The organism is Ligilactobacillus agilis DSM 20509 (assembly GCF_001436215.1).
GTDB lineage: Bacteria > Bacillota > Bacilli > Lactobacillales > Lactobacillaceae > Ligilactobacillus > Ligilactobacillus agilis.
Genome location: NZ_AYYP01000010.1, coordinates 1 through 21,353, shown reverse-complemented (window position 1 = coordinate 21,353; position 21,353 = coordinate 1). Strand labels below are relative to the sequence as shown.

Below are 21,353 nucleotides of genomic sequence, written 5' to 3'. Positions count from 1 at the left end.
ACATCTCCTTATTATTATTTACCTCTACGGGCAGTCAACAGTCGTTCCATCACATCATCCTGTGGATTTGTACCGGAATACTCTGTCGCACAGTTTTCACGAACAATCTGATATATTTCCATCCAGAGTCTGTTGGTTTGACTCATAAAATTATGGCTCATGGAAACGTATGGACTTTGGATAGCGTTGCCAGTAGTTGGATGCTTAGCAAGAAAACCAAACTCACTTATTGCTTCCTCACACTGTATCCACCTAGCAGCACTCATGGCATATCTTTCTAATAGCTGTGGTAGAACTAGATGTGCACACCCTCGCTCCTCAAGCCATTTCCACGTAAGCTCATAAATTTCGCTAGCTACTAAGGTTTTACCATCCTTTTGTACTGCTGAAAGCATAGCCCTTGGCTGTGGCATCTCCTGCCCTTGAAGTTCTGCGGTATTTTTAAATTCAATAACTTCCAGTTTTCTTTTTCCGGGATTTCCCTCAGCAATTTTATCTATAAGTGCTTTCTTTTTCTGGCCAGATCCAATACGGGCACCACCTCGATTTGTACCATCTTTGGCCATTAACTCACCTCTTTTCTTATTAAGGGGGTATTACCCCGTTTGAAACTGCGACTTTTTGCACGAAGCCCCACGCCCGTTGCACATTTAAATAGCTGTGGAGATATGACTCCCCCTACCGGGTTCCCCAACGGTCTCCATCTCTTGCTGTGATAGCTGAGTGACAAGGAGTACAAAGAGCCATTAGGTTGCTTTCATCGTGTGTCCCACCTCGTGCCAAGGGAAGGATATGGTGCACTTCAGTTGCTGGTGTCAGCTTTCCTTGTCTTTTACACTCTTCACATAGTGGATGGGCTGTAATGTAACGGTCACGTATTCTTTTCCATGCACGACCGTAACGCTTCCTCGTTTCAGGATCTCTCTGATATTTTTCATAACGAGAAGCTTCCTTTTTGGCATGCTCCGGACAAAAACGTCCATCTGTCAGTTCCGGACAACCAGGAGAAGAACATGGTCGTTTTGGTTTCTTTGGCATTTCGTACCTCCTTTGGACATGCAAAAAGCCCCCGCGGTATTTCCACGAAGGCTCTCTACAATTTTTCACAATACCATTGTATTATGGATTTCTAATAAAATCGTCCATGATATTACTCATTACTTTCCATAGAGTAGTAGCGCAAGATGCTGAAGCGCTCGATTCTTTTTGTTGTATGCAGAAGAACGTTCAATATTAAAGTGATCACAAATGTTATACACTGCATCAATCTGCTTTTGTTCATCATCCAAATAAAACTCCTTTAACACATACTGCTCATCTTCTGTTAAAGCATCCCATGCCGGTTGAAACCAGTCCATGTATTCCAGTGCTTGACGATAACGTTCTTTCAATACATCAATTTCATTGATGCAGGCAATGAGCCTTTTCTCTCCAGCTTTTGGATCATGGGTCGATGGCATGCCATTGATAACTGGGGAAGCTGGGGAACTCATTTCTTCGTTGAGGGTTGCAATGTCCTCATCGGTATGTTCTATGATGTACTTCATACTGCTGTAATCTTTTAGGGCGTTAATTGCCGCTGCTCTTTTATCTAAATATTGCCAGACAATGTTCATTTTATCAGACCTCCTTTAGTGTGGCTTTAACCGCATCTATCAGTGCGGATTGAGTATTGTTTTTATCATTTAGGGCTTTCATTACACGTTCATCAATGGTGCCTTTGGAAATCAAGTGATGAATCACTACCGTTTCTTTTTGTCCTTGCCGCCAAAGACGGGCGTTGGTTTGCTGATAAAGCTCTAGGCTCCAAGTTAGACCAAACCATACAAGAGTTGAACCTCCAGCTTGCAAGTTCAGTCCATGGCCTGCTGATGCTGGATGGATAGCTGCAATAGAGATTTCTCCATCATTCCACCTCTTAATAGAATCGCTAGTGGATAACACCTCAACCTCAAAACGCTTTTGTATTCGTGACAAATCATGCTTAAACCAATAAGAAATTAGAACTGGCTTGCCATTAGCAGCTTCGATTAAGTCTTCCAGTGCATCCAGCTTACGGTCATGTATATAAAGGACTGTGCCATGATCATCATAAACTGCTCCATTTGCCATCTGCAGGAGCTTTCCTGAAAGAGCTGCTGCATTTGCTGCAGTTACTTCTTCACCTTTAACATTTGCAATTAAATCCCGCTTCATCGTATCGAGGGTTTTCATTTCTTTTTCAGAAAGCTTTACAGGCACTTCGTTTATAACTAAGTCCGGCAACTTCAGGTAATCTGTCCCTTTCATGCTAATAGTTATATCAGATATAAGCTTATAAATTTCTTCTTCTGCTCCTGGTTTTGGTTTGTAGGAGAAGATCACTTGCTGATTACGCTTATCTGGTACAAAGTAATCCTCCCGATACCTACCAATAAACCTACCTAATCGTTGTCCCATATCTAATAAGCGATACTGTGCCCACAAATCCATTAATCCGTTGGAGGATGGGGTTCCAGTAAGTCCTACTATCCTTTTTACCTTGGGTCTAACTCTCATTAAGCTTTTAAATCTCTTAGCTTGATGAGATTTAAAAGAAGACAACTCATCAATTACCACCATATCAAAGTCAAAAGGAATTCCACTTCTTGTAATGAGCCATTCTACATTTTCTCGATTGATGATGTAAACTTGTGCTCTTTCCATAAAGGCAGTTTTTCTCTTTACTTCAGAGCCAACTGCTAAAGTATATTTAAGACCCTTTAAGTGATCCCACTTTTCAATCTCTGCAGGCCATGTATCTCTGGCAACTCTTAGCGGTGCAATAACCAGAACCTTACGAACAAGAAAACTGTCCAGTGTTAAATCAAAGATGGCAGTTAAAGTTATGACACTTTTACCTAAACCCATATCTAAGAGCACTGCTGCTATAGGATGATTGAGGATATACTCAGTGGCATAAACCTGATACTCATGAGGCTTGTATTTCATGAAGTATCCCTCCAATCTGATCTATATGGTCCAGGCAGAATACCAAAAAACCAAGTGCCTCTAACTGTCTTTTTCGCTTTTCTTGTAGGGGTCTTAAGGTTTTACCAGGTGCTTTAACCTCTACAAAAGCTAGCTTTCTATTAGGTAAAAGAATCAATCTGTCTGGCATTCCATCAAAACCTGGTGATGCAATTTTAAGTGCAATACCACCTATATCTTTCACTTCTTTTACCAGTTGCTGTTCAATCTTTTTTTCTCTCATATATCCTCCATGTTCCCTAAATCCAAAAAGTCTCTATACGCGCGTATATACGCGTCTGCAGGTAATTTCTTCTTTTTGTCTTTAGGATTATTTTTAATAATAATTATTGGAACAATGGAACAGGGGTTATAAAGTAGCCTACCTTACTAGGGGCTGCTGCCTGTTCCGATGAGATGTACCAAAAGACCGTTTTTGTTCCACCGGAACAGCTGAAATCTGTTCCAAAGAAAAAATTGTTCCATGTGTTCCAAACTGAATTACTCTTTTGGAACATAAACCCACTGTGGTCCATAAAGCGGGATACGTTCTTTTTTAACGAGACCTGTCCAGCCTCCAATACTCGCCATAATAGCTGATATTTCATTACCATCTACTCTTCGAAGGTTGGCTCGATCCTTTCCAAAGCATTCACACCAAATTTCCATATTAGAAACAGATTTTCGTTTCCAAACACCAACCCTTTGGCTTTCACCAAACTCAGTCCCGTTGATATAGGCTCGACGTTCATATAGATCCATGGTGTCCCAATCCTCAGGTAAAAGCATATCAAGGTACTCTCTAACCAAACCTTCTCGCTCATCGGACTCCATAGCTTCTCGCTGTTCTTCTTTTGCAAGCTTTTCAAGGCTAGCATCAAGGTACAATTTCTCTCCAGCCTTTACATAGGTAAGAGCCTCGGCCCATATCTGCAGAATTTCATCCTGCTTTAGCTGCCAAGATTTTTTTGTGCCATTTCCCGGGGTCTTTACCGGCCAAAAACGACGGTTTCCTGTGGTATCCCGTAAATAGCCTTTTTCAGCATTAGTGGTGCCAAAAAAGACACATTGTCTTAAGTGAGGAGTAGCTCTCTTGCCAAAGCTAGCTCGATAAATATCATTCTGGCGAGATAAGAAGCTTCTAAGTGTTTCTACTTCTGCTTTTTTTAGTCCAGCCAGCTCTCCAATTTCTAAAATCCAGTAACCTTGTAACTTTTCTGCGGCGGTCTTATCCTTGGTATCTGACAAGCTCAAACTATCAGAAAACCAGTCTCCACCTAACTTGGCTATAAGAGTACTTTTTCCAACTCCCTGCGGGCCATTTAAAACCAACATGGAATCAAACTTGATGCCTGGAGTCAGTACACGAGAAATCGCTGCACATAAAGTTTTTCTTGTCACAGCTCGAACATATGGATTATCTGATGCACCTAGATAATCGATTAGCAAGGTATCTACTCTCGGTACCTTATCCCATTCAGGGAGTGCTTCAATAAACTCACGAATCGGATGATAAGATCTATCGTCAGCGACCTTCGCTACCGCTACATCATAGTTTCTTGCAGAAAAGGTTCCGTAGTGGGTGTCAATGTAGCTGATTAGCTGTGCATCATCTGCATCTCTCCAGAACTTCGATGGATGCGGCCAAGGAACATCACCTTTAATTTCGAGACTATCAGATAGCTGATTAAACACTATGCTTTTTAGGTTGGGATCATTTTCAAGTATCAAAATCAAATTTCTAAGAGTATTTTTAACCGTTCCTGTCTTATCAATCTCCAGCTGCTTTTCCCAATCTTCATCAATAAACTCTTTTTCAACCTGAGCCTTTCGTTCTTCAGCAAACTGCTCTTTTACCCGTTCATCCTCTAATGCCAAATCTGTCATGGCTCTAAATGAAGGTAGTTTACTTGGCGGTGTATTTTCTGTCACCTTTTCATCTAGTTCCCGAAACTTATGCACTCGGACCAAATCAAATGCGTTTAGCAACATTCCACATGCTGGATCGGTAGCATGATGGCTATAAGCAAATTTACCATCATAGATTACCAAGCCTGCTGAAGAATCTGCTGGAATATAATCAAATCGTCCATTCATGGTACTAGGTTCATATACATCAGGTAGAAATTCTTCGATGGCTTCTTCAATGTTATAGGCTCTGCAAAATGCTCCTATAACCCCTTCTTTAATTAATGGATCTGCTTGTTTAGTTATTTTCCTTTGTACAACCTCAGATTGTCGACTTGAGACTGGCCACATTGAAGTGTCCCGCCAGTCTACATATTTTGATAGATAGATATCTGGGTCCAATAGTTCACCGTCTTTCTCTTTAAATACAAACTCTCCATCTGACGGTGTAGAAGGCCAATACATTAGTCTTGAAGGTTCATAAGTGGTGTCATCGAATAAATCAATCCCAATCTCCTTTGCAACCATCCGACCAAGGGCTGGGTATTCATCCTCTGTTACTTCTCTTTTAAGTGGAATAATAAGTCTTAATCTTGGTGCATCTGGTGTATGTTTATGGGTAGAATAGATGCAGCATTTGAAATCATGTAACGCTTCAATTTGCTCCCAAACCTCTGGTTTGGCATAATCCATATCTAAAGTCAGAAGGGAACGGGAGAGGACATAACCATTTCTGCGTTTTCCTTCACGAAGGGCTCCTCCCACAAATCCTCCTACATCTTTTATTGAGTCCTGTTGAGCGCGACTCATTTTCCGAAATTCAGATACCGTTTCTGTTGTTCGTATGGTAGATTTAACTCGTGAGATAAAGTCCTCCCATGTGATATCATTGTTCTTCCACTTTTTATCCATTCGGCTGTTACCAACCGCTATCTTCATAGCTTCTGCACCTCCTCGCAGTTTTCAGAAAAATACCGGATAGGTATACGATGCTTCGATGCTTTATTTATCTCTGCTTGCATCCCTTTTGAGATATAGCGACCAAATACCCACAGCTCATCACACTTTCTAAGCCATACCATGCCAAAGTATAGTCCTAGTTTTCTTTGTTCAGGATCGCCATCATCTAGCACTTGAGGGTATAGCAGATGAGGAGCAAAAGGAATGGTTCCTTGCTTCACTGCAAACTTCAGGTATTCTCTAGCTTTATTCAGATTTTTTTCTATGTCTCCAGCAAAAGGAGAACAAATAAAAACGCAAGGTTTATAGTTTTTTGCCTTTTCTTCACGCATGATATTTTCCAAGGCTTCTGCTGCAGTTGGATCTGGATAGCCTTCAGCGTTATATCTATCCATAAGTTACATCTCCTCGAATTCGGACTCTTGTTCAATCAATGGTAAAATGCCATGATCCTTAAGAAGCTCATAAATGAACAAGCGTCCTTTCTGAGTCCAGTAAGTATGAACCTTTGAATGCATCGTCCCATCATTTCCAAGATAAGTATGGGTTTTTGTCGTCGTATATCCATGTTGAGCATACTTTTGATATAGAAGCCAGATTTTTCCTTGACGGAATTGAACACCTAAATTATGCAGATACTCATTAAACCAGCGCCCTGATTTTCCATAGTCCTTGGCTATTGTTGTAATAGACACCGCATCCTTACAGTTGAGTACCACATCGTAATAACTTGCTTTAGGTTTCATTTCTGCAATTTGCTGTTCTTGAATGCTAATGGTAGTAGTTAACTCAACATTTTTAGCTCTTTCCGCTTTAAGCTCCTGTAGTGCCTGAATCAAAAAGTCTGGATTAGCAAGTAACTCATCTGTAGCATAAAGTCCATGCCTTCTGATTGAAGGAAGCACCTCATGGGTTACCCAGCGCTTGAACTTTTTAGCTTCTGGCTTACGTGAAACCAATATCACGCTATAAAGACCACTTTCATTGATAATAGATACTTCCTGTTTTCCTCCAGGGGTGTCGATAATATCGACTCCCTTTTCATCACTGTCCAAACGAGCCATAACATCACGACTGTTTCCAATCTCTAATACTGAACATACATCTTTTAGAACCCACCAAGGATTTCCATCCTTCATTACTGTTCTTACTGTGTTGCCTTCATAGTTGAATATAGTTAATTTGTTCATATTGAACCTCCTGCTTATAGTAGTAGAGCAATAAAACATGCCCTCAGCTATAAGCAAAAAATGAGGAGGTTTCGAACCCCCTCAAATTAATCTTTTTTATAGAAATTGCATTCGTATCCATCTGCACGAAGTAAAAGTCCTTGAGCCCAAGTTGGTGTCTGATTCATTAGAGTACATATATCAGTAACGGTTACTTCTAAAGGGACTTCTAAAACTACCTCATCATGGACATGCATTACAATATCAAAACCTTTTTCATTAAGCTTCCTCATGGCACAGCAAAGAATATCTCTTGAAATAGCTTGCACAATATTCTCGACAAACTTGGGACCATAACTTTCAATGCGCTCCCATTTCTTTGTGGCACCAACTCCTTCATAAGTCACTGCTTCACTGCCAAAGCTGTTAATACCCATTCTTGGTTTAACATAAGTAAGTTGTCTGCCAGAAGGAAGCCATATTAATAGCATCCCGCTACGATACTCAAAACGGATACGATGAGTTTCAGTTCTGCACCTTTCTGTTACAGCTTCTTTGACAGCACGATCAACATCCCACCAAAGTCGTACAATATTAGGATTTGCATTTCGCCATGCGTAGACCAAAGGTTTTAATTCTTCTTCGGTAAGACCCATATCAAGTGCACCCATTGCTTTTAATGCACCTACAGAACCACCATAACCTAAGGCCAGCTCCGCAATTTTTCCTTTTTGTCTTAGAGGACTGCCTTTTGTGACTTCTTCTAAGGGGACTTTAAACATCTGGGAAGCAGATGCTTCATAAATCTTTCCATGAGTAGCAAACACTTCGTTTCTCCATGTCTCGCCTGCAAGCCAAGCAATAACTCTAGCCTCTATTGCACTAAAGTCAGCAACGATAAACTTATATCCTTTCTTTGGCACAAAAGCGGTTCGAATTAATTCAGACAAAACTCCCGGAATAGAGTCATACAATATTTCCAAGGCATCAAAATGGCCACCTCTAACCAATCGACGTGCCTGTTCCAGATCCGACAAATGGTTCTGAGGGAGATTTTGAACTTGTATAAGCCTTCCTGCAAATCTACCGGTTCGATTAGCACCGTAGAATTGTAGTAGTCCCCGAGCTCTTCCGTCAGTGCATACGGCATTTTCCATTGCGGTGTATTTCTTTACACTGGATTTGGCTAGTAACTGTCTCAGTTCCAGTACTTCACTCAGATGTTCTGGAGCTTCCTTTAATAGTGCCTTAACTGATGCCTTATCAAGACTGTCTGTTTCCAGACCCTTTTCCGATAGCCAGGACTTCATTTGAACAACTGAATTAGGATTATCAAGATCAGTTAGTTCTTTTAGTCTGCTTGTTAGCTCTTCTCTTACTTTTTCATCACATTGAATCGCTTTTTTTACCAATTCCAAATCTAATTGAATACCCCGATCATTGATTTGCTGATCTAGAATATAGTTATTCCATTCCTCTTCAGGCATAGGAAATTTTTGAAGCTTTTCCTGTATAGAAAGTTCAACTTCAACGTCTCGAAGATTATATGCTTTGAAGCTATTCCACTTCTCTGGAGCATGTTCAGGTAGATTTCGTGTACGACCACCATTAGTTACTGTTGGTTTGCATGGAACTGAAAAATATCGAATGAGCTCTTTACCTTTTGTTAGCTTTTTCTTGTCTGCTCCTGTTACGATTGCTGCTCCTTCCAAAGATAAAGGAAGCCCAAGGTACGCAGACCAAACCATTGTGCAACGCCAAGAATCAGGTGCAAGGTGTATACCAAAGTACTTCGATAAGCAAATCCGCTCAAACTGCGCATTAAACGCCCATTTGGTAACATTATTATCTAGAATCGCTTGCTGTATTTCTTTAGGTATTTTTTCGCCACAAGCGAAATCTACTACTTGAACCGGCCCAGCATCCACACTGTAACCGAAAAGTAAAATCTCAAAATCCGGTGCTTCAGCGTAACGATAGACCCCGCTTTTGGCGAGGTCTACGCTGCTATATGTTTCTATATCTATACTGAGGGTTCTCATGATAAAAAGTCATCATCCACATCAGTGGCAAAATCATCAGCTGCATTAGTTCTGCCACCCAAAGGTTCACCATCACGGATTTTTTGAATATTTCCAAGTCCACAGGCTATACCTTTGTTTCCATTGGAGTTAAAGGCGTAGAAGTTGATACTCACTCTTGCATAGACACCAGAGTATACTTCAGAACGATCAATGATTGGATTGACGTTTCTATCTACAATTTGTGGAGGGGTATTGCTATTGGCATTGATAAAATAGCTATTTGCATAAGCTTCATCATCTGGACGATCAATATCTCCGTCACGTAGAGGAAGCTTTAACGCCGCTTTATTTGGAATCTTACCACCGAATTTACCTTTACCTTCTTCTATTGCAGCATTCACCGCTTCATTGATAGCACTTAAGGTTTTAGTATCACTCTTAGGAATAATCAGGCTCACACTGTATTTTTCAGCACCGCCATTGATTGATTTAGGTTCCCACACATTAGCATAAGAAAGTCTGACAACTCCTGTAACTACTTTTGTTGGATTTGTTCTTTTTGCTGTTTTTGACATAATTTTTATACCTCCATAAAATCATTTTTTGCTGATGATGTGTTCATTTCAGGACGCTTATCTGAAACTGGAACTAGCGTCGGTTTGCCTGGTGGCTTCATAACTAGCTCACCAAGGATTTCATTAAATTTTGACTTGCCCATCAATTTTTCCATTTCGGTAATGGTAATGAGACTTTGCTTGTATATATCTCGGTATCCTGCATTCTTTGCTGCTTCTGCGACTGCTTCTTCATCTTTATATTTACGGTTGGAGCGACCTTCGACTACTTTAAACCCTGGCCACTTCTTTCCATGATTAACTGCTGCATCCGTCGCATAGGCTATAATCTCATTTGCCCAGTTAGTGAGATCACCGATAGAAGATAAAATGTCAGCAATCTCTTCATCAGATAAAAGTGGTGGTAGAGCAAACTCAAACGTAGCCAGTTTCATTTTTGCTTCTGCTCTTGCTCTACATTTCACAGCTGCTCTGCAAAATTGACACCATTCACCGGGACAGTAGTTGCCGTCACCATTGAAGGCTAATTCAGCTTTAGGTTTTAAAACTTCTTCAGCCCACTGATACAAGTTTTCTTTTGAGACTGTGGATGTACTGACATTTTCTCGACGGGGTTGATAAATTGTCATTGAAACCATCTCGATATCATAAATGCCATCAAATAGATCCAGTGCACCAAGGGCATAAAGTTTCATTTGAGGATTGTCTTCTGCGCTGACTAAGACACCCTGACCGTACTTAAAATCAATAATGTGAAGAGTTCCATCAGCTATAATTAAACAATCCCCGGTTCCAAATCCCTCAGGTACATACTTTGAAAAGTCAAGCCGCTGTTCTATCAAGATTAGGGGATCACTACAAATTTGCTTAGCTTGCTCAATCACTTCAAGTACAAACTCCACGTAACCATCGGTATAATTGTCCATCTCATCTGAGTCGTATGGAGAGACCGGCTTTTTTGATCTCATCTTAAGTGCCTTTCGGAGTTTGTGTTCACTTAATGCATGAGCTGCTGTACCTTCAGCTGCAGCCTCACCACTGTTGTCATCAAACTCCTGTTCTAGCCTTGCCGATGGTGTACAGTTCATCCAGCGATGAGCCCCTGACGCGGAGAGAATTGCATGTTTACTCATTTCAACTCCTCCGCATCAGCAAGAATGGCAGCATACTTACTTGGATCAATCTGACTAAGTTTTGATGCACCATACTTTTCTAGAAGACCTCTAACTTCAGCAGTAAATCCATCATGACTTTTCTCCGCGAGCACCGCTCTTACTTCTTCTAAGGTAATTTGCTTTTCTTCAGACTGTTTTTCATGTTTTGGCTGCTCTGACTTTTTATCCTCCTTAGGCTCATTACTTCCAAGGGCATCAGCTACAGCCTGAACACTATCTGCCAGTGCTCGAAGATCTAACACTACATCAAGAAGGAGCTTAATCTTACTCATGTCCTACACCTCCTTCCTTTATTTCCTTAATTTCTACCGTCTCAACTGAGTCACCTGGAGTAATTACTAACAAACTGGCTTTCTTTCCAAATAGGAAATCAAGCATTCTAGTTCGGATAGTCTTACGACTACTTTGAATGACGGAGCTTTTTTCGCCATTTGGCTTTGCCACATTAATAGTGACTTTATGTTTTAGGCTCATATTCCCTCTCCTTTCCGGGGCAATTTATCTCCCCTCACCGATAAGCGAAAAAGAGAGTTCTTTCGAACCCCCTTTCAGAAAAGATTTTTTAATAGATTCTTTAGAACCCAATTAGGATAGAATTTTTCTAAGTCTTTCATGAAGCTTCTTAAGGCGGCCTCGAATGGCAGCTTCTGTCACACCTTCTTCTGCTGCAATGTCAGTGTTGGATCGTTTCTCAAGATATACTTTTTGGAAAAGTTCTTTCTGTTGTGGTAAAAGAGACTCCATTGCCTTTGTTAACTTATCCAGCGTATCTTGATGCTCTACCTCATCTTCTGCTTGTATGATTAGCTGTTCTGGATTAGCAGTATCATCTGCAAGATACTTATTGCGGTCATGGGCTGCTTCCTCTTCACCATCATGATAAGCATCCAGATGTGTTGTTACCCGATAATCATAGCGGCGCTGCTCGTCCACTTCGTCATCATCCATAGTGTGTAAAAGCTCGATGTCCGCTTCGGTTACTCCATTCTCACCTGGAATAACCACAATCTTCGTTCCTTCGGATGTGTAATAAATGTAGTTAGTTCTCTTCTTTTGGCTAGTTTTGTACGCTCTTGACATGTTTTTGCATCCTTTCCGCCGGATTGCATTGGCGGCAAAGGATACAAAAATAGGTCTGTGCTTGAAGTACACAGACCCTTTTTCCTGAAAATGAGCGCAATAAGGTAAGGTACTTCTATTGCACCGCAACAATCTTTACAGATTGGAGCGAAACAATATGTATCCTTTGCCCTTATTGCAAATCAGGCATTTGATATTTTTTTTAGACAGAGTGATTTTACATAGAACTTGTCCTCGGTCTATAATTATTTTATTGCACCCTAAAAAGTAATTGAATTTGATAAAATATATATTACTTTTTTAAAAAATTTATATTTATATGATTGTTAAACTTACGAAATGTTGATATAATAAATTTGTATTATTTTTATTGTTATTTTCTTATAAATTATTTTATTGATATTACTTTTATTGTTATTTTTAATATAAACGAGGGTTAATATATGGAAATGAAAAAAGAAGATTTTTTTGAAAATAATTTATTTAGATATGAAAGCTATTCTTGTGACTGTGTCAAAGATATAAAACATATCGCGCCTGGAGTAGAACCTTTAATTACACTTAAACTACAAAGCTTACCAGCAAGAAAAATTCGCTTCGCCTTCGCTGCAAAAGAAGGTCTATTACGTTTGGCAAATACTGGTTCCATAGAAGAAAAAAATATCCTTGCATCATTAATTTCTTTGCCTAACAAAAATATTGACCTTCTTTTTGAATTCTTCAAAAATAATGGATTTTTGTTCCCTATTAGCGATTCAGAGTATGAAGCTATTGATGCTCATACAATGTTAGAATTAGTCAATCGAATTAAAGCAACAGTTAGACTAATGAGCGCAATTGAAGAATCTCGAAAGAACTATCATGATATATTGCATTTAACTTTATATCTGCTACTTTCAGATCCAGTCTCAATTAATGTAAAGAGTCTAAGAGAACCATACTCTACTTGCAGACATCCATTTTATGATGAAATAAAAAATGCCCCCTATCTACATATAGTAGACAGAGGGCAAGAAGCTTTTGATAAAGATACCTATACAATTAAAGATACAATTTATCAACCGACATATGAGCTGGACATAAACGATTATAATGATATCATGGGTGGTTATATGTCATCCAAACCTGGTTTTAATAGCGAACTCTTCAAATCGGTTGTTAATCTATACTGTAATAAGCCAAATGCAAATCATTCTATTCGATTAATAACGGATTTTCTGTTTCATTACCAATATGAAGTAGGGATTATTAAATCTTTTGATTATGATAACGGTATTCAATATTACTCACAACCAGATATGTCGAAATTCAATGACAAAATGAAAAAGGCTCTTATTGAAATTGCGCGATTAACAATTGGTGAAGAAATCAATAAAAACTTAGATAGTATTCGTCCACAGTATAATGTTTCTACTATGTCTCCATCTTGGTGTGTAAATTCCCTTATGGGAGCAATCTACTTTTCGATATTTTATATGAAACCTGGATTAGAATTATATAGACTATGTGCAAACCCAAACTGCAACCAATATTTTTTGGTAAAAACAACATCCGTGAGGAATAAATATTGTTGTCCGGAATGTGCAAACGCAACTGCTCAGAGAAATTACCGAAAACGCAAAAAGGAAAGGCAACAATAGAAAATACCTCTGCTCATAGATATGATACTATGACAGAGGTATTACAATTTATTCTGAACTGGTTTGAGGAAGTACACCATTATTCTCAATTAAAGCTTTTTCTATTGATTCAGCTAATGCTATTATGCTTTTTTTTGAATTTCCCGTGTAATGATACATTAGATATCGAGTATCTACAACAATTCCTTGAATTCTTTCATAATAAAAGGTATCTCCCTTCCAATCACCAACCGCCTCACCAATATTACCAAATGGAGCAGTAATGCCAAAGTAATTTTTAGCAGCATTAAATGGCATAATAAAAGCATTATATAAGGATTCATTTGGAAGATTTCGCTGCCTTTGTATATACTCTCCATATGTAATCTGTTTGTTAATAGAGGATGAATCCGGTAAATGATCTGGATTTCCTGAAATACCATATCTATAGTATTTTGCATCTAATACATATATCTTATCATTATGTATCATTATACTATCTGGTTCTAAAGGGTATTTTTCTTTATGCTTGCCTTTCTGCAAGCGCCATCTTGTTCTAGGAAAATAATCCTTCTTATTTTTGATTCCAAACACACGATCTATCAGCTTTTCCCAAACATTTTCAAAATAATCTGTACCAAAATAAAACTGTTTAACTGATGGCTTTTCATCCATATATTCTAGCATTGCTTTCATAGATCTAAATAATTTTTTATCCTTGTCGTTGTATGTAGTAGCTAGCTTATCATTTAGAGCAATTATAAAGCGCTTAATATCAAGGGGAATTTGTGGTGGTTCCGGCATATAGGGCGTAAATAGCCATCCTAATTTTGAAAAACTTTCATATACACAATGCCTATGTATGTGAGTTATTAACTTGTTTTCATTTGGAGTTGATTCTCGAACAGTATATTGTATATACACAGGTGAAAAATTGGACTGTATTAGCGCCCTTTGCCTTTGTATTGTTTTTGCCCAATCGATATTTCCACGGTCTCTTGTTTTATATATAGGTTCAGTTTCCATGTAATAACCATTCTTCTCCATAAAATAATATATAACTTCCAAATAGGCATTAATAGGAAAATCAACCGATTGAGGCGCCTCAAACTTGTTCATAGCAAGCACTCGGTCAGAGCTATCTGTAAACTCAGCCAAAACTTGAAATAAATGAAGTATATCACGTTTAATATCTGTTTCATTTTCTGGCAGATGATAGCCAACAGGGAAATAGACTACTACATCATCTGAATCAGCCTTTATACCGACAAAGCGATCTCCCTCTTCATTTGTATTTACGTGGCAGCGTTTACGTATTTCAGAGCCTATTACCATGTTGAGTCACCGCCTTTAATTATTTTGTCCATCTGCATTAGGTGAAATAAATGCATCATATACATTTTCTTTAAATACTTTAAAACGGTCATTTTTTTTCTCGCTTAAAAATTTTCCAACTACTGCTTCTAAACTGTTATACTGGCTAACCTCAAAAATATCTTCACGCGAAAATTTAAATGCATCGTCCCAAAGATATTTTAATACCTTTTCTGGAAAACGACTGTTATTTTGTCTAGCTTTAATACGCTCTTTTTCACTAATATTAGGATTATCAGCGTTTTCATCATAAACCAAATCACTAGGATGAACAAAATATACCCCTAAACGCTTATCCTCAGACGATGTCATTCGTACATTTTTATCAAGTATTATTTTATTAATTGCAGTACAAAAGTTTTTCCATGTTACAGTTGTGTCCAAAATTGGATGATTAGCAAAGTCCGCATCCGCCTTATCAAAATTATTCTCTATCATTCGCATTTCCCATCTACGTTGAAATGCGGTATCTAGTGTAAAAACATTTTGATCTGACGTATTCATTGTACCTATTATATTTAGATTTGATGGGATACGTACTTTACGTGTCTCATCACCATATACAGCTTTAGCAATATCAGTATTTGAAATACCATATTCACTTGTACCTGTCTCATCCCTATCAAGTAATTGAAAAATTTCTCCAAAAATAGCAGGTGCATTACCTCTATTAATTTCTTCAATTATAAGGAAAAATTCTATTGTAGGATTTTCATAAGCTCTTTTTAGTAGTCTTGTAAAAGGGCCTGGTTTAAATTCGTATTTTACTATTCCATTTGAAACATCAGGTAGTATTTGACCTACGAAATCAGAATATGTATAATCCGGATGAAAAACCAAACGCTCAAGCCTATCTTCGTCATCGCAATATTCTTTTTTTATTGTAAAACTCTTACCACTACCAGGGACACCGTAAAGCAATATATTTCTCCCCTTAAAGTTAGTATTTACTGGTGGCTCGTAGTTTGAAGACTTAATATTACGTTTTTCCATAATGGCTTTAATATTTTCATCAATTTTACTATCGATAGATTCATCAAAATTATTACTCATCATTTGCCCCCCATTCTTTTAGAAGCTCATTAATTAGTTGTTTATTCTTTTCGTTTATAGTGATCTTCATATTTTCTTTTTTTCCTTCAATTTGGATTAATTCCACATACGCGAAGTTCCCCAAAATATAAGAATGTGATAATACATTTTCAATAATCTTTAAGTCGGAAACTTTTAATGTCCTATTCCTAATATTGGTTAAATATTTATCGAATTCCCGTTCTGCCTCAGGATCGTTATCTGAAGTAATTATCGTGTTTAGTAGGTACCACTCCCAGTAAGTTAAATAATCATATTTTTTCAATGCTTTTAATAAAATAATAGCTGGATGGAACTCATTACCATCTTTATCTCTGATAGTGTACTTTACTAAAATCTTTAAATAGAATAACTTATATATTTCTTTAATTTTCTCTAATTGTTCATAAGAATCTTTTGAAGGCTTTTGCTTCAATAGTTCTTCACTTTCAAATAACCTTATAAGAACTTCTCCATTTTCAGAATAAAGATTAGATTTGTCTGGTATTGTCCGTTTATTTAATGCGCCAGGTTTTAATATATCAAATTCTTCCATCATTCTTTTTATGGTACGAACCTGTCCATCCGATATTCCTAGTTCATTACCTATAAATTTCTGTAAACTTCCACCCCATGTTCTATTCCGAACTTTCTCAGGGTCATTTAGTATTTTGATTACCCCCATAATCTGATGTTGTAAAGTATCACTAATAATTCTCCCTTCGTATTTCCATCCAGATAGATTCAAGCTTATTCCCCCTTTTTAAGAACTAATACATGATCTAAATTAATTTTTCCTCCCTTATTTCCTCTTGGTATTCTTATATAAGGGTTTTGTATTAAATAATTAAAATAGGTTTCGGTTTTAAAACCAACAAGTTCTGCGATTTGTTGAATAACCTTCCAACTTTCAACTTCCACCTTACGTATTGAACTATTTCCAATAACAATCATATAATGGCCACCCGGTTTTAGATACTTATAAGTATTTTTTAGATTACCTTCCATATCTTCAAAGAACTTCTTAACTATTAGCGCTCTTTTCTTGTCCTTCTCAAAGATTTGACTGTAATACGATTTAAGGATAGTGCTTTTATCTAAAATTTCGAGTCTTTTTTCTTCTTCTGTAATCTTAATTGATTCAGTTCCTACATAATCTTTCTTTTTCTCTCTTAGCTCATTTTCTGTCATTGTATCTAACCAAAGGTTTTCCAATCTCATTGTCCTAGCATAATCAAATGCATTTATATATGGTGGCGATGTAACAGCCAAATCAAATAAACCATCAAATTCAAAATTTAAGGCATCTCCCTTGATAATGCGAGCTTTCTTTGTCAGTCCAAGACTACTAAGTTCTCTTATTCCTTCAAAGTATTTAGTAAATGTAGATGAAAACTCTTTGATAGTCTCTGGTGGGTTCTTTTTAATTTTATTAGACACATATGGCTTCGGAGAAACGTCATCAGCATTTGATACTCTTTTAATAATTGATACAAAACATACATTGAAAAAGTCACGAATATCTTTGTCATCAATTCTATCAATGTTCTTTTTAATTCCGGATAATTTTACAATTGCATCTTCCGTAAACCAATGGTCTAAATTATTAATACCAGGAAGTTTTTGAGGTTTTTGGCTCGTATCTATATTTGTAACAATTCTATTAAACTCATTGGTTATTTCCTCCAACTTATCTTTAGTAAACGGAGTAGTTTTTACTTTTATAATCAATTTTGCAATATTATCAATCTCAGTTCCATAAGCCTCATAATCATTAATTACACTTTCTAATAGCGTTGTACCGCTACCTGCAAACGGGTCAAAAACACAAGCATCTTCAATTCCAGTTAAATATTTTTGAATAGCCCATCTTGGAATCTCTGGAATAAAACGACATGGATATTTAAAGAATGAATGTGTATATGTGTTTGGATTAGCTTGAGCAATTATATATGACCCTCCAAACTCTATATCATTTGGTAGACTTTCAACAATGATGTGATTATTTACTTTATTAGACATACAACACTCTCCCTTAAATATTTCCCATATTCTTTAGTAGATTCGTACTGTTGGGAACTGGTGATAATATATCTATCAACTTCAATCTTATCTACTTTAAATCCAATTTTTTGAGCATATTCTGCTAAAATTAAATCTGTCGGAAACACAACTCCACCATAAGAGGAATTCCCTACAACAATGGCACAAAATCCATTATCCTCAAGTACAGCATAACTTTGGTCTATGACCTTAAACATATCAAGGTAGTACAATTGAAGCATCGCAGGAATTCTCTTATCCCATAACTTTTTTGTTGCTAAAGAATTAAGTAATTCTTGTGTTGATTCAGATAACTTCGTTGTATCAACATTCTCCAAATTCAATTCACCATTTAAATGAGATCGTAATGATTTTTTCCTTAGTTTTTTTAGATCCTCATATGAATTTACGAACCCTCCAAACCAAAGCTCCAATTTATATATTTCTGTATAATCAAAACAATTTGCATAAGGTGGTGAAAAAATAATTCCACTTACTGACCCATCTTCTACATAATCTCTTGCATTCATGCATGAATCGTTAAAAATTTGAGCCTTAAAAGTTATATCATTAGTAGCAATATCATCAAATATATTAGTGTAGAAAGTATGCAATTCACTCCTTGCATCATTTACAGTAATAATACGTGGCTTTACATACTTTCGTTTCTTTAATCCATTTCCACCTTTTCGATAGTTTGATAATGGTTCAATACTTGAAATCCATCCCAAAATTAGCAAGTTTTTAACTTCATCACTATATTTTCCCTCTAATATGTTTTCTTTAACATTCATTAGGTAATTTTCTACATCAGGGTTAAACACGTTTTTGCTTATGGATAACGCTGGCAACTTATAGTCTCGCTCATACTCAACGTTCAAGACTTCTTGTGATGCATTCTTAAACTCTAAAGCGATCTCGGTGCTGTAATTTTGTAGTTTACATTTTGATAAAAAATATGAAAATGGATTCACTTCAAACCCAATGCCATTAAGTCCTAATTGATTAGCAGCAATAATTGTACTACCGCTGCCGAGAAATGGGTCCATTATTGTTCCTTTATTATTTTTGTTATATTCATTTATCAATTTTCTTACTAGTTCCAGTGAAAAACCTTCTTTATACCTATACCATCTTTGTCTTGGCCTATTTAAATCATCGGAATAGTTTAATAAACTAGAATATGTTGCATTTTCACTTTCTGGATATATAACTTTAAATTTTTGCTCTAACTCTCTATACATTGTTGTCCCTCTGTTCTTCTGCCGAAAATTCTACAATATCCTCAATATTGCATTCTAATGCTGCACAGATTTTTGCAAGTGTCTCTGTAGAAACATTTTGATTTTTTCCAAGCTTTGTTATAGTTCCTTTGCTTATACCTGCTTTCTCTTTTAAATCTTGTTTGCGCATATCACGATCAATTAATAGTTTCCATAACTTTTTATAACTTACTTGCATTTCATCACTCCCTAGCATAACCAGCATTCTATCACTAAAATATTATTATACCATTCAATTCCTACAAAGTAAATCATTTTTCCTATTTATTTAGGACATTTTCCTACAATCGTGTTCTTTGTTAAAATGATGAATGATAGTTAATATTATTTTTCTTCCTTACTATCTATTTTTAATGACTGTTAATATCTTTTTAATTATCTATCCTGTCTCCTCAACCCCTATAAAAAATCTAAGCTGTCAACTCAACCCTATTATTTTCATGGCAGTTGATATGTTTCCCCAATCAATAAAAATAAAGGTTTCCCAACATTGATATCTCCGGCAAAGTAGCCGAAAGGAAAACTCAATGTCTGGAAACCTACTATTTATCAATATTTCGATTAGTACCTATTTTCCCACCCTTGTTATCAATACCACGCACTCAACGTGTGTTGTCTGTGGGAACTGATCCACGGGCTGGATGGGGGCTGCGACTTGGTAGCCCTTAGCGATAAAGGACTGTAGGTCACGGACTAGCGTGGCGGGATTGCAGGAAACGTAGACAATCTTTTTAGGAGCCATGGCGGTAGCACTAGTGATTAGGCTTTCAGTTAGGCCCTTTCTTGGCGGGTCAACCATGATGACATCTGGCTTGATGCCTTGGGCTTGCCAGGTAGCCATCCAACTTTCGGCTTCACCAACCTCAAAGGTTAGGTTAGTTAGCTTATTGACCGCAGCGTTGCGCTTAGCGTCAGCAATGGCTTGGGGGACAATTTCAACCCCATAGACCTTGTTAGCATGGCGGGCCATACTTAGGGAAATGGTCCCGATTCCACAGTAAGCATCAATAACTGTTTCCTTACCAGTTAGACCGGCTTGCTTAATAGCGGTTTGGTAAAGTCGTTCCGTTTGGGTGGGATTGATTTGGTAGAAGGACTGGGTCGAAATCTTGAAAGTCAACCCATCAAGTTGATCCTCGATTTCGGCTTGGCCGGCTAAAAGCTCAGTCTTGCTTCCTAAAATGACGTTGGTTTTAGCTTCGTTCACATTGTGTAAGAGGCTAACCACGTCTGGGCAAGCAGCCATGATGTCACGTGCAATTTCAGGTGCGTGCGGTAACTTCTTAGTCCGGGTAACGATTACCACCATCACCTGCTTCGAGTAGTAGCCCCGGCGTACCATTAGATGGCGCACTACGCCCGTGTGACTTTTTTCATCATAGGCACTTAACTGATATTTTCTTAAAATATCCCTGACCGTGACTAGCACTTGGTCAATGCGTTTGTCTTGAATGTAGAAATCTTCTAAGGAAACAAAGTCATGACTGCCTTGCTTAAAAAAGCCAATTTCTAGTTGGCCTCTAACCTGGCGAACAGGAACCTGTGCTTTATTCCGGTAGGCATAAGGTTGGGCCATTCCTAAAGTTTGAGCCACTTCAAGTTGATCCAGGTGCGCTTTAGTTAGTAAATCCTTGATTAATTTTTGCTTGAAGGCTAGTTGAGCAGGGTAGCTTAAATGCATCAGCGGTGCAATCCCTGTTTGGAGGTACTTGGCCTTCGTTTTGACCCGGTCGCCTGAAGTCCTTAGCCACTTTAAGGCCTTGGCATAACCAAAATGTTTGCCTAATTTTTCAACCTTAACTACAACTTCCTCACCTGGTAAGGCCTCTTTAATGAATAACGGGTAGCCTGCTACTTTAGCAACGCCTAACCCTTGGTAGGTTAAATCTTCAATCCTTACGGTCAACTCTTCTTTTTTATAAACTGGTAACTTTAACTTCGCCATAATTGTCCTTTCTTCCGCACATAATCATTAATTACATAAGTCTTATTATAAGTTACAAGCCAAAAGAAAAACAAGCGCCAAGAGGCACTATGTCCTGTCAAGTATACAGTTTAAATATATAAAATAGACTATGCGGTCT

The 21,353-nt window shown here is 37.6% G+C and carries 22 protein-coding genes; 1 reads left to right on the top strand and 21 read right to left on the bottom strand.

Annotated elements, in window-relative coordinates; all coding sequences use genetic code 11:
- Positions 1 to 14 precede the first annotated feature (14 nt).
- From FC14_RS01100 to FC14_RS01035, 14 genes are all read right to left on the bottom strand, one after another.
- Entirely contained in the window at positions 15 to 566 is a 552-nt protein-coding gene (locus FC14_RS01100; RefSeq protein WP_009052899.1) for a P27 family phage terminase small subunit, read from the bottom strand.
- Positions 567 to 678: 112 nt separating this feature from the next.
- Positions 679 to 1,038, bottom strand: coding sequence for an HNH endonuclease (locus FC14_RS01095; protein WP_009052900.1), 360 nt, complete (start codon positions 1,036 to 1,038; stop codon positions 679 to 681).
- Positions 1,039 to 1,157: 119 nt separating this feature from the next.
- The gene (locus FC14_RS01090) at positions 1,158 to 1,616 is read right to left on the bottom strand and encodes an ArpU family phage packaging/lysis transcriptional regulator (protein WP_009052901.1); all 459 of its coding nucleotides are present in this window, start codon (positions 1,614 to 1,616) and stop codon (positions 1,158 to 1,160) included.
- A 4-nt stretch (positions 1,617 to 1,620) separates the two neighbouring features.
- Entirely contained in the window at positions 1,621 to 2,970 is a 1,350-nt protein-coding gene (locus tag FC14_RS01085) for a DEAD/DEAH box helicase (RefSeq protein ID WP_056975854.1), read from the bottom strand.
- Positions 2,951 to 3,232 (bottom strand): VRR-NUC domain-containing protein, encoded by a 282-nt coding sequence (locus FC14_RS01080; RefSeq protein ID WP_009052903.1) that lies wholly within the window; start codon positions 3,230 to 3,232, stop codon positions 2,951 to 2,953. Before FC14_RS01080 ends, FC14_RS01085 begins: the two co-directional genes overlap by 20 nt.
- Positions 3,233 to 3,489: 257 nt before the next feature.
- Complete coding sequence (locus tag FC14_RS01075; RefSeq protein WP_056975852.1) at positions 3,490 to 5,835, bottom strand: virulence-associated E family protein; 2,346 nt, start codon at positions 5,833 to 5,835, stop codon at positions 3,490 to 3,492.
- Positions 5,832 to 6,251: a DUF7768 domain-containing protein gene (locus FC14_RS01070; RefSeq protein ID WP_009052904.1), complete on the bottom strand. Its 420-nt coding sequence runs from the start codon at positions 6,249 to 6,251 to the stop codon at positions 5,832 to 5,834. Before FC14_RS01070 ends, FC14_RS01075 begins: the two co-directional genes overlap by 4 nt.
- A 3-nt stretch (positions 6,252 to 6,254) precedes the next feature.
- On the bottom strand, positions 6,255 to 7,046 hold the full coding sequence (locus FC14_RS01065; RefSeq protein WP_033860812.1) for a phage antirepressor: 792 nt from the start codon (positions 7,044 to 7,046) through the stop codon (positions 6,255 to 6,257).
- 86 nt (positions 7,047 to 7,132) lie between these two features.
- Entirely contained in the window at positions 7,133 to 9,067 is a 1,935-nt protein-coding gene (locus FC14_RS01060) for a DNA polymerase (RefSeq protein ID WP_056975849.1), read from the bottom strand.
- Positions 9,064 to 9,624 (bottom strand): DUF2815 family protein, encoded by a 561-nt coding sequence (locus FC14_RS01055; RefSeq protein WP_021400962.1) that lies wholly within the window; start codon positions 9,622 to 9,624, stop codon positions 9,064 to 9,066. Before FC14_RS01055 ends, FC14_RS01060 begins: the two co-directional genes overlap by 4 nt.
- A gap of 5 nt (positions 9,625 to 9,629) precedes the next feature.
- Positions 9,630 to 10,757, bottom strand: coding sequence for a DUF2800 domain-containing protein (locus tag FC14_RS01050; RefSeq protein WP_056975847.1), 1,128 nt, complete (start codon positions 10,755 to 10,757; stop codon positions 9,630 to 9,632).
- On the bottom strand, positions 10,754 to 11,071 hold the full coding sequence (locus tag FC14_RS01045; RefSeq protein WP_056975845.1) for a hypothetical protein: 318 nt from the start codon (positions 11,069 to 11,071) through the stop codon (positions 10,754 to 10,756). The genes FC14_RS01050 and FC14_RS01045 overlap by 4 nt, the downstream gene beginning before the upstream one ends.
- A complete protein-coding gene (locus tag FC14_RS01040) occupies positions 11,064 to 11,273 on the bottom strand; it encodes a hypothetical protein (protein WP_041160340.1) in 210 nt (69 codons plus the stop codon). The genes FC14_RS01045 and FC14_RS01040 overlap by 8 nt, the downstream gene beginning before the upstream one ends.
- Before the next feature lie 111 nt (positions 11,274 to 11,384).
- Positions 11,385 to 11,951 carry an RNA polymerase sigma factor gene (locus FC14_RS01035; protein WP_202812997.1) on the bottom strand — a complete coding sequence of 189 codons (567 nt, stop codon included), beginning with the start codon at positions 11,949 to 11,951 and terminating at the stop codon, positions 11,385 to 11,387.
- 371 nt (positions 11,952 to 12,322) lie between these two features.
- Here FC14_RS01035 and FC14_RS01030 point away from each other — a divergent pair, with 371 nt between their 5' ends.
- Positions 12,323 to 13,519 (top strand): CGNR zinc finger domain-containing protein, encoded by a 1,197-nt coding sequence (locus FC14_RS01030; protein WP_056975841.1) that lies wholly within the window; start codon positions 12,323 to 12,325, stop codon positions 13,517 to 13,519.
- Between the two features lie 48 nt (positions 13,520 to 13,567).
- Here the strand turns inward: FC14_RS01030 and FC14_RS01025 are convergent, their stop codons facing one another.
- The 7 genes from FC14_RS01025 to rlmD form a co-directional block, all read right to left on the bottom strand.
- The gene (locus FC14_RS01025) at positions 13,568 to 14,833 is read right to left on the bottom strand and encodes an LlaJI family restriction endonuclease (protein ID WP_041160337.1); all 1,266 of its coding nucleotides are present in this window, start codon (positions 14,831 to 14,833) and stop codon (positions 13,568 to 13,570) included.
- A 15-nt stretch (positions 14,834 to 14,848) separates the two neighbouring features.
- Entirely contained in the window at positions 14,849 to 15,925 is a 1,077-nt protein-coding gene (locus FC14_RS01020) for an AAA family ATPase (protein ID WP_056975839.1), read from the bottom strand.
- On the bottom strand, positions 15,918 to 16,691 hold the full coding sequence (locus tag FC14_RS01015) for a hypothetical protein (protein ID WP_056975837.1): 774 nt from the start codon (positions 16,689 to 16,691) through the stop codon (positions 15,918 to 15,920). The genes FC14_RS01020 and FC14_RS01015 overlap by 8 nt, the downstream gene beginning before the upstream one ends.
- A 2-nt stretch (positions 16,692 to 16,693) precedes the next feature.
- Complete coding sequence (locus FC14_RS01010) at positions 16,694 to 17,965, bottom strand: TRM11 family methyltransferase (protein WP_056975835.1); 1,272 nt, start codon at positions 17,963 to 17,965, stop codon at positions 16,694 to 16,696.
- A complete protein-coding gene (locus FC14_RS01005) occupies positions 17,950 to 19,230 on the bottom strand; it encodes a DNA methyltransferase (RefSeq protein WP_041160334.1) in 1,281 nt (426 codons plus the stop codon). The genes FC14_RS01010 and FC14_RS01005 overlap by 16 nt, the downstream gene beginning before the upstream one ends.
- Positions 19,223 to 19,447: a helix-turn-helix domain-containing protein gene (locus tag FC14_RS01000; protein WP_041160333.1), complete on the bottom strand. Its 225-nt coding sequence runs from the start codon at positions 19,445 to 19,447 to the stop codon at positions 19,223 to 19,225. Before FC14_RS01000 ends, FC14_RS01005 begins: the two co-directional genes overlap by 8 nt.
- Before the next feature lie 390 nt (positions 19,448 to 19,837).
- The gene (gene rlmD, locus FC14_RS00995; protein ID WP_056975833.1) at positions 19,838 to 21,214 is read right to left on the bottom strand and encodes a 23S rRNA (uracil(1939)-C(5))-methyltransferase RlmD; all 1,377 of its coding nucleotides are present in this window, start codon (positions 21,212 to 21,214) and stop codon (positions 19,838 to 19,840) included.
- Positions 21,215 to 21,353 lie beyond the last annotated feature (139 nt).

Excerpts from the sequence above, each read along its gene's own strand:
- FC14_RS01100 (WP_009052899.1), bottom strand. The coding sequence starts at position 566 with ATGGCCAAAGATGGTACAAATCGAGGTGGTGCCCGTATTGGATCTGGC.
- FC14_RS01095 (WP_009052900.1), bottom strand. The coding sequence starts at position 1,038 with ATGCCAAAGAAACCAAAACGACCATGTTCTTCTCCTGGTTGTCCGGAA.
- FC14_RS01090 (WP_009052901.1), bottom strand. The coding sequence starts at position 1,616 with ATGAACATTGTCTGGCAATATTTAGATAAAAGAGCAGCGGCAATTAAC.
- FC14_RS01085 (WP_056975854.1), bottom strand. The coding sequence starts at position 2,970 with ATGAAATACAAGCCTCATGAGTATCAGGTTTATGCCACTGAGTATATC.
- FC14_RS01080 (WP_009052903.1), bottom strand. The coding sequence starts at position 3,232 with ATGAGAGAAAAAAAGATTGAACAGCAACTGGTAAAAGAAGTGAAAGAT.
- FC14_RS01075 (WP_056975852.1), bottom strand. The coding sequence starts at position 5,835 with ATGAAGATAGCGGTTGGTAACAGCCGAATGGATAAAAAGTGGAAGAAC.
- FC14_RS01070 (WP_009052904.1), bottom strand. The coding sequence starts at position 6,251 with ATGGATAGATATAACGCTGAAGGCTATCCAGATCCAACTGCAGCAGAA.
- FC14_RS01065 (WP_033860812.1), bottom strand. The coding sequence starts at position 7,046 with ATGAACAAATTAACTATATTCAACTATGAAGGCAACACAGTAAGAACA.
- FC14_RS01060 (WP_056975849.1), bottom strand. The coding sequence starts at position 9,067 with ATGAGAACCCTCAGTATAGATATAGAAACATATAGCAGCGTAGACCTC.
- FC14_RS01055 (WP_021400962.1), bottom strand. The coding sequence starts at position 9,624 with ATGTCAAAAACAGCAAAAAGAACAAATCCAACAAAAGTAGTTACAGGA.
- FC14_RS01050 (WP_056975847.1), bottom strand. The coding sequence starts at position 10,757 with ATGAGTAAACATGCAATTCTCTCCGCGTCAGGGGCTCATCGCTGGATG.
- FC14_RS01045 (WP_056975845.1), bottom strand. The coding sequence starts at position 11,071 with ATGAGTAAGATTAAGCTCCTTCTTGATGTAGTGTTAGATCTTCGAGCA.
- FC14_RS01040 (WP_041160340.1), bottom strand. The coding sequence starts at position 11,273 with ATGAGCCTAAAACATAAAGTCACTATTAATGTGGCAAAGCCAAATGGC.
- FC14_RS01030 (WP_056975841.1), top strand. The coding sequence starts at position 12,323 with ATGGAAATGAAAAAAGAAGATTTTTTTGAAAATAATTTATTTAGATAT.
- FC14_RS01025 (WP_041160337.1), bottom strand. The coding sequence starts at position 14,833 with ATGGTAATAGGCTCTGAAATACGTAAACGCTGCCACGTAAATACAAAT.
- FC14_RS01020 (WP_056975839.1), bottom strand. The coding sequence starts at position 15,925 with ATGAGTAATAATTTTGATGAATCTATCGATAGTAAAATTGATGAAAAT.
- FC14_RS01010 (WP_056975835.1), bottom strand. The coding sequence starts at position 17,965 with ATGTCTAATAAAGTAAATAATCACATCATTGTTGAAAGTCTACCAAAT.
- FC14_RS01005 (WP_041160334.1), bottom strand. The coding sequence starts at position 19,230 with ATGTATAGAGAGTTAGAGCAAAAATTTAAAGTTATATATCCAGAAAGT.
- FC14_RS01000 (WP_041160333.1), bottom strand. The coding sequence starts at position 19,447 with ATGCAAGTAAGTTATAAAAAGTTATGGAAACTATTAATTGATCGTGAT.
- rlmD (WP_056975833.1), bottom strand. The coding sequence starts at position 21,214 with ATGGCGAAGTTAAAGTTACCAGTTTATAAAAAAGAAGAGTTGACCGTA.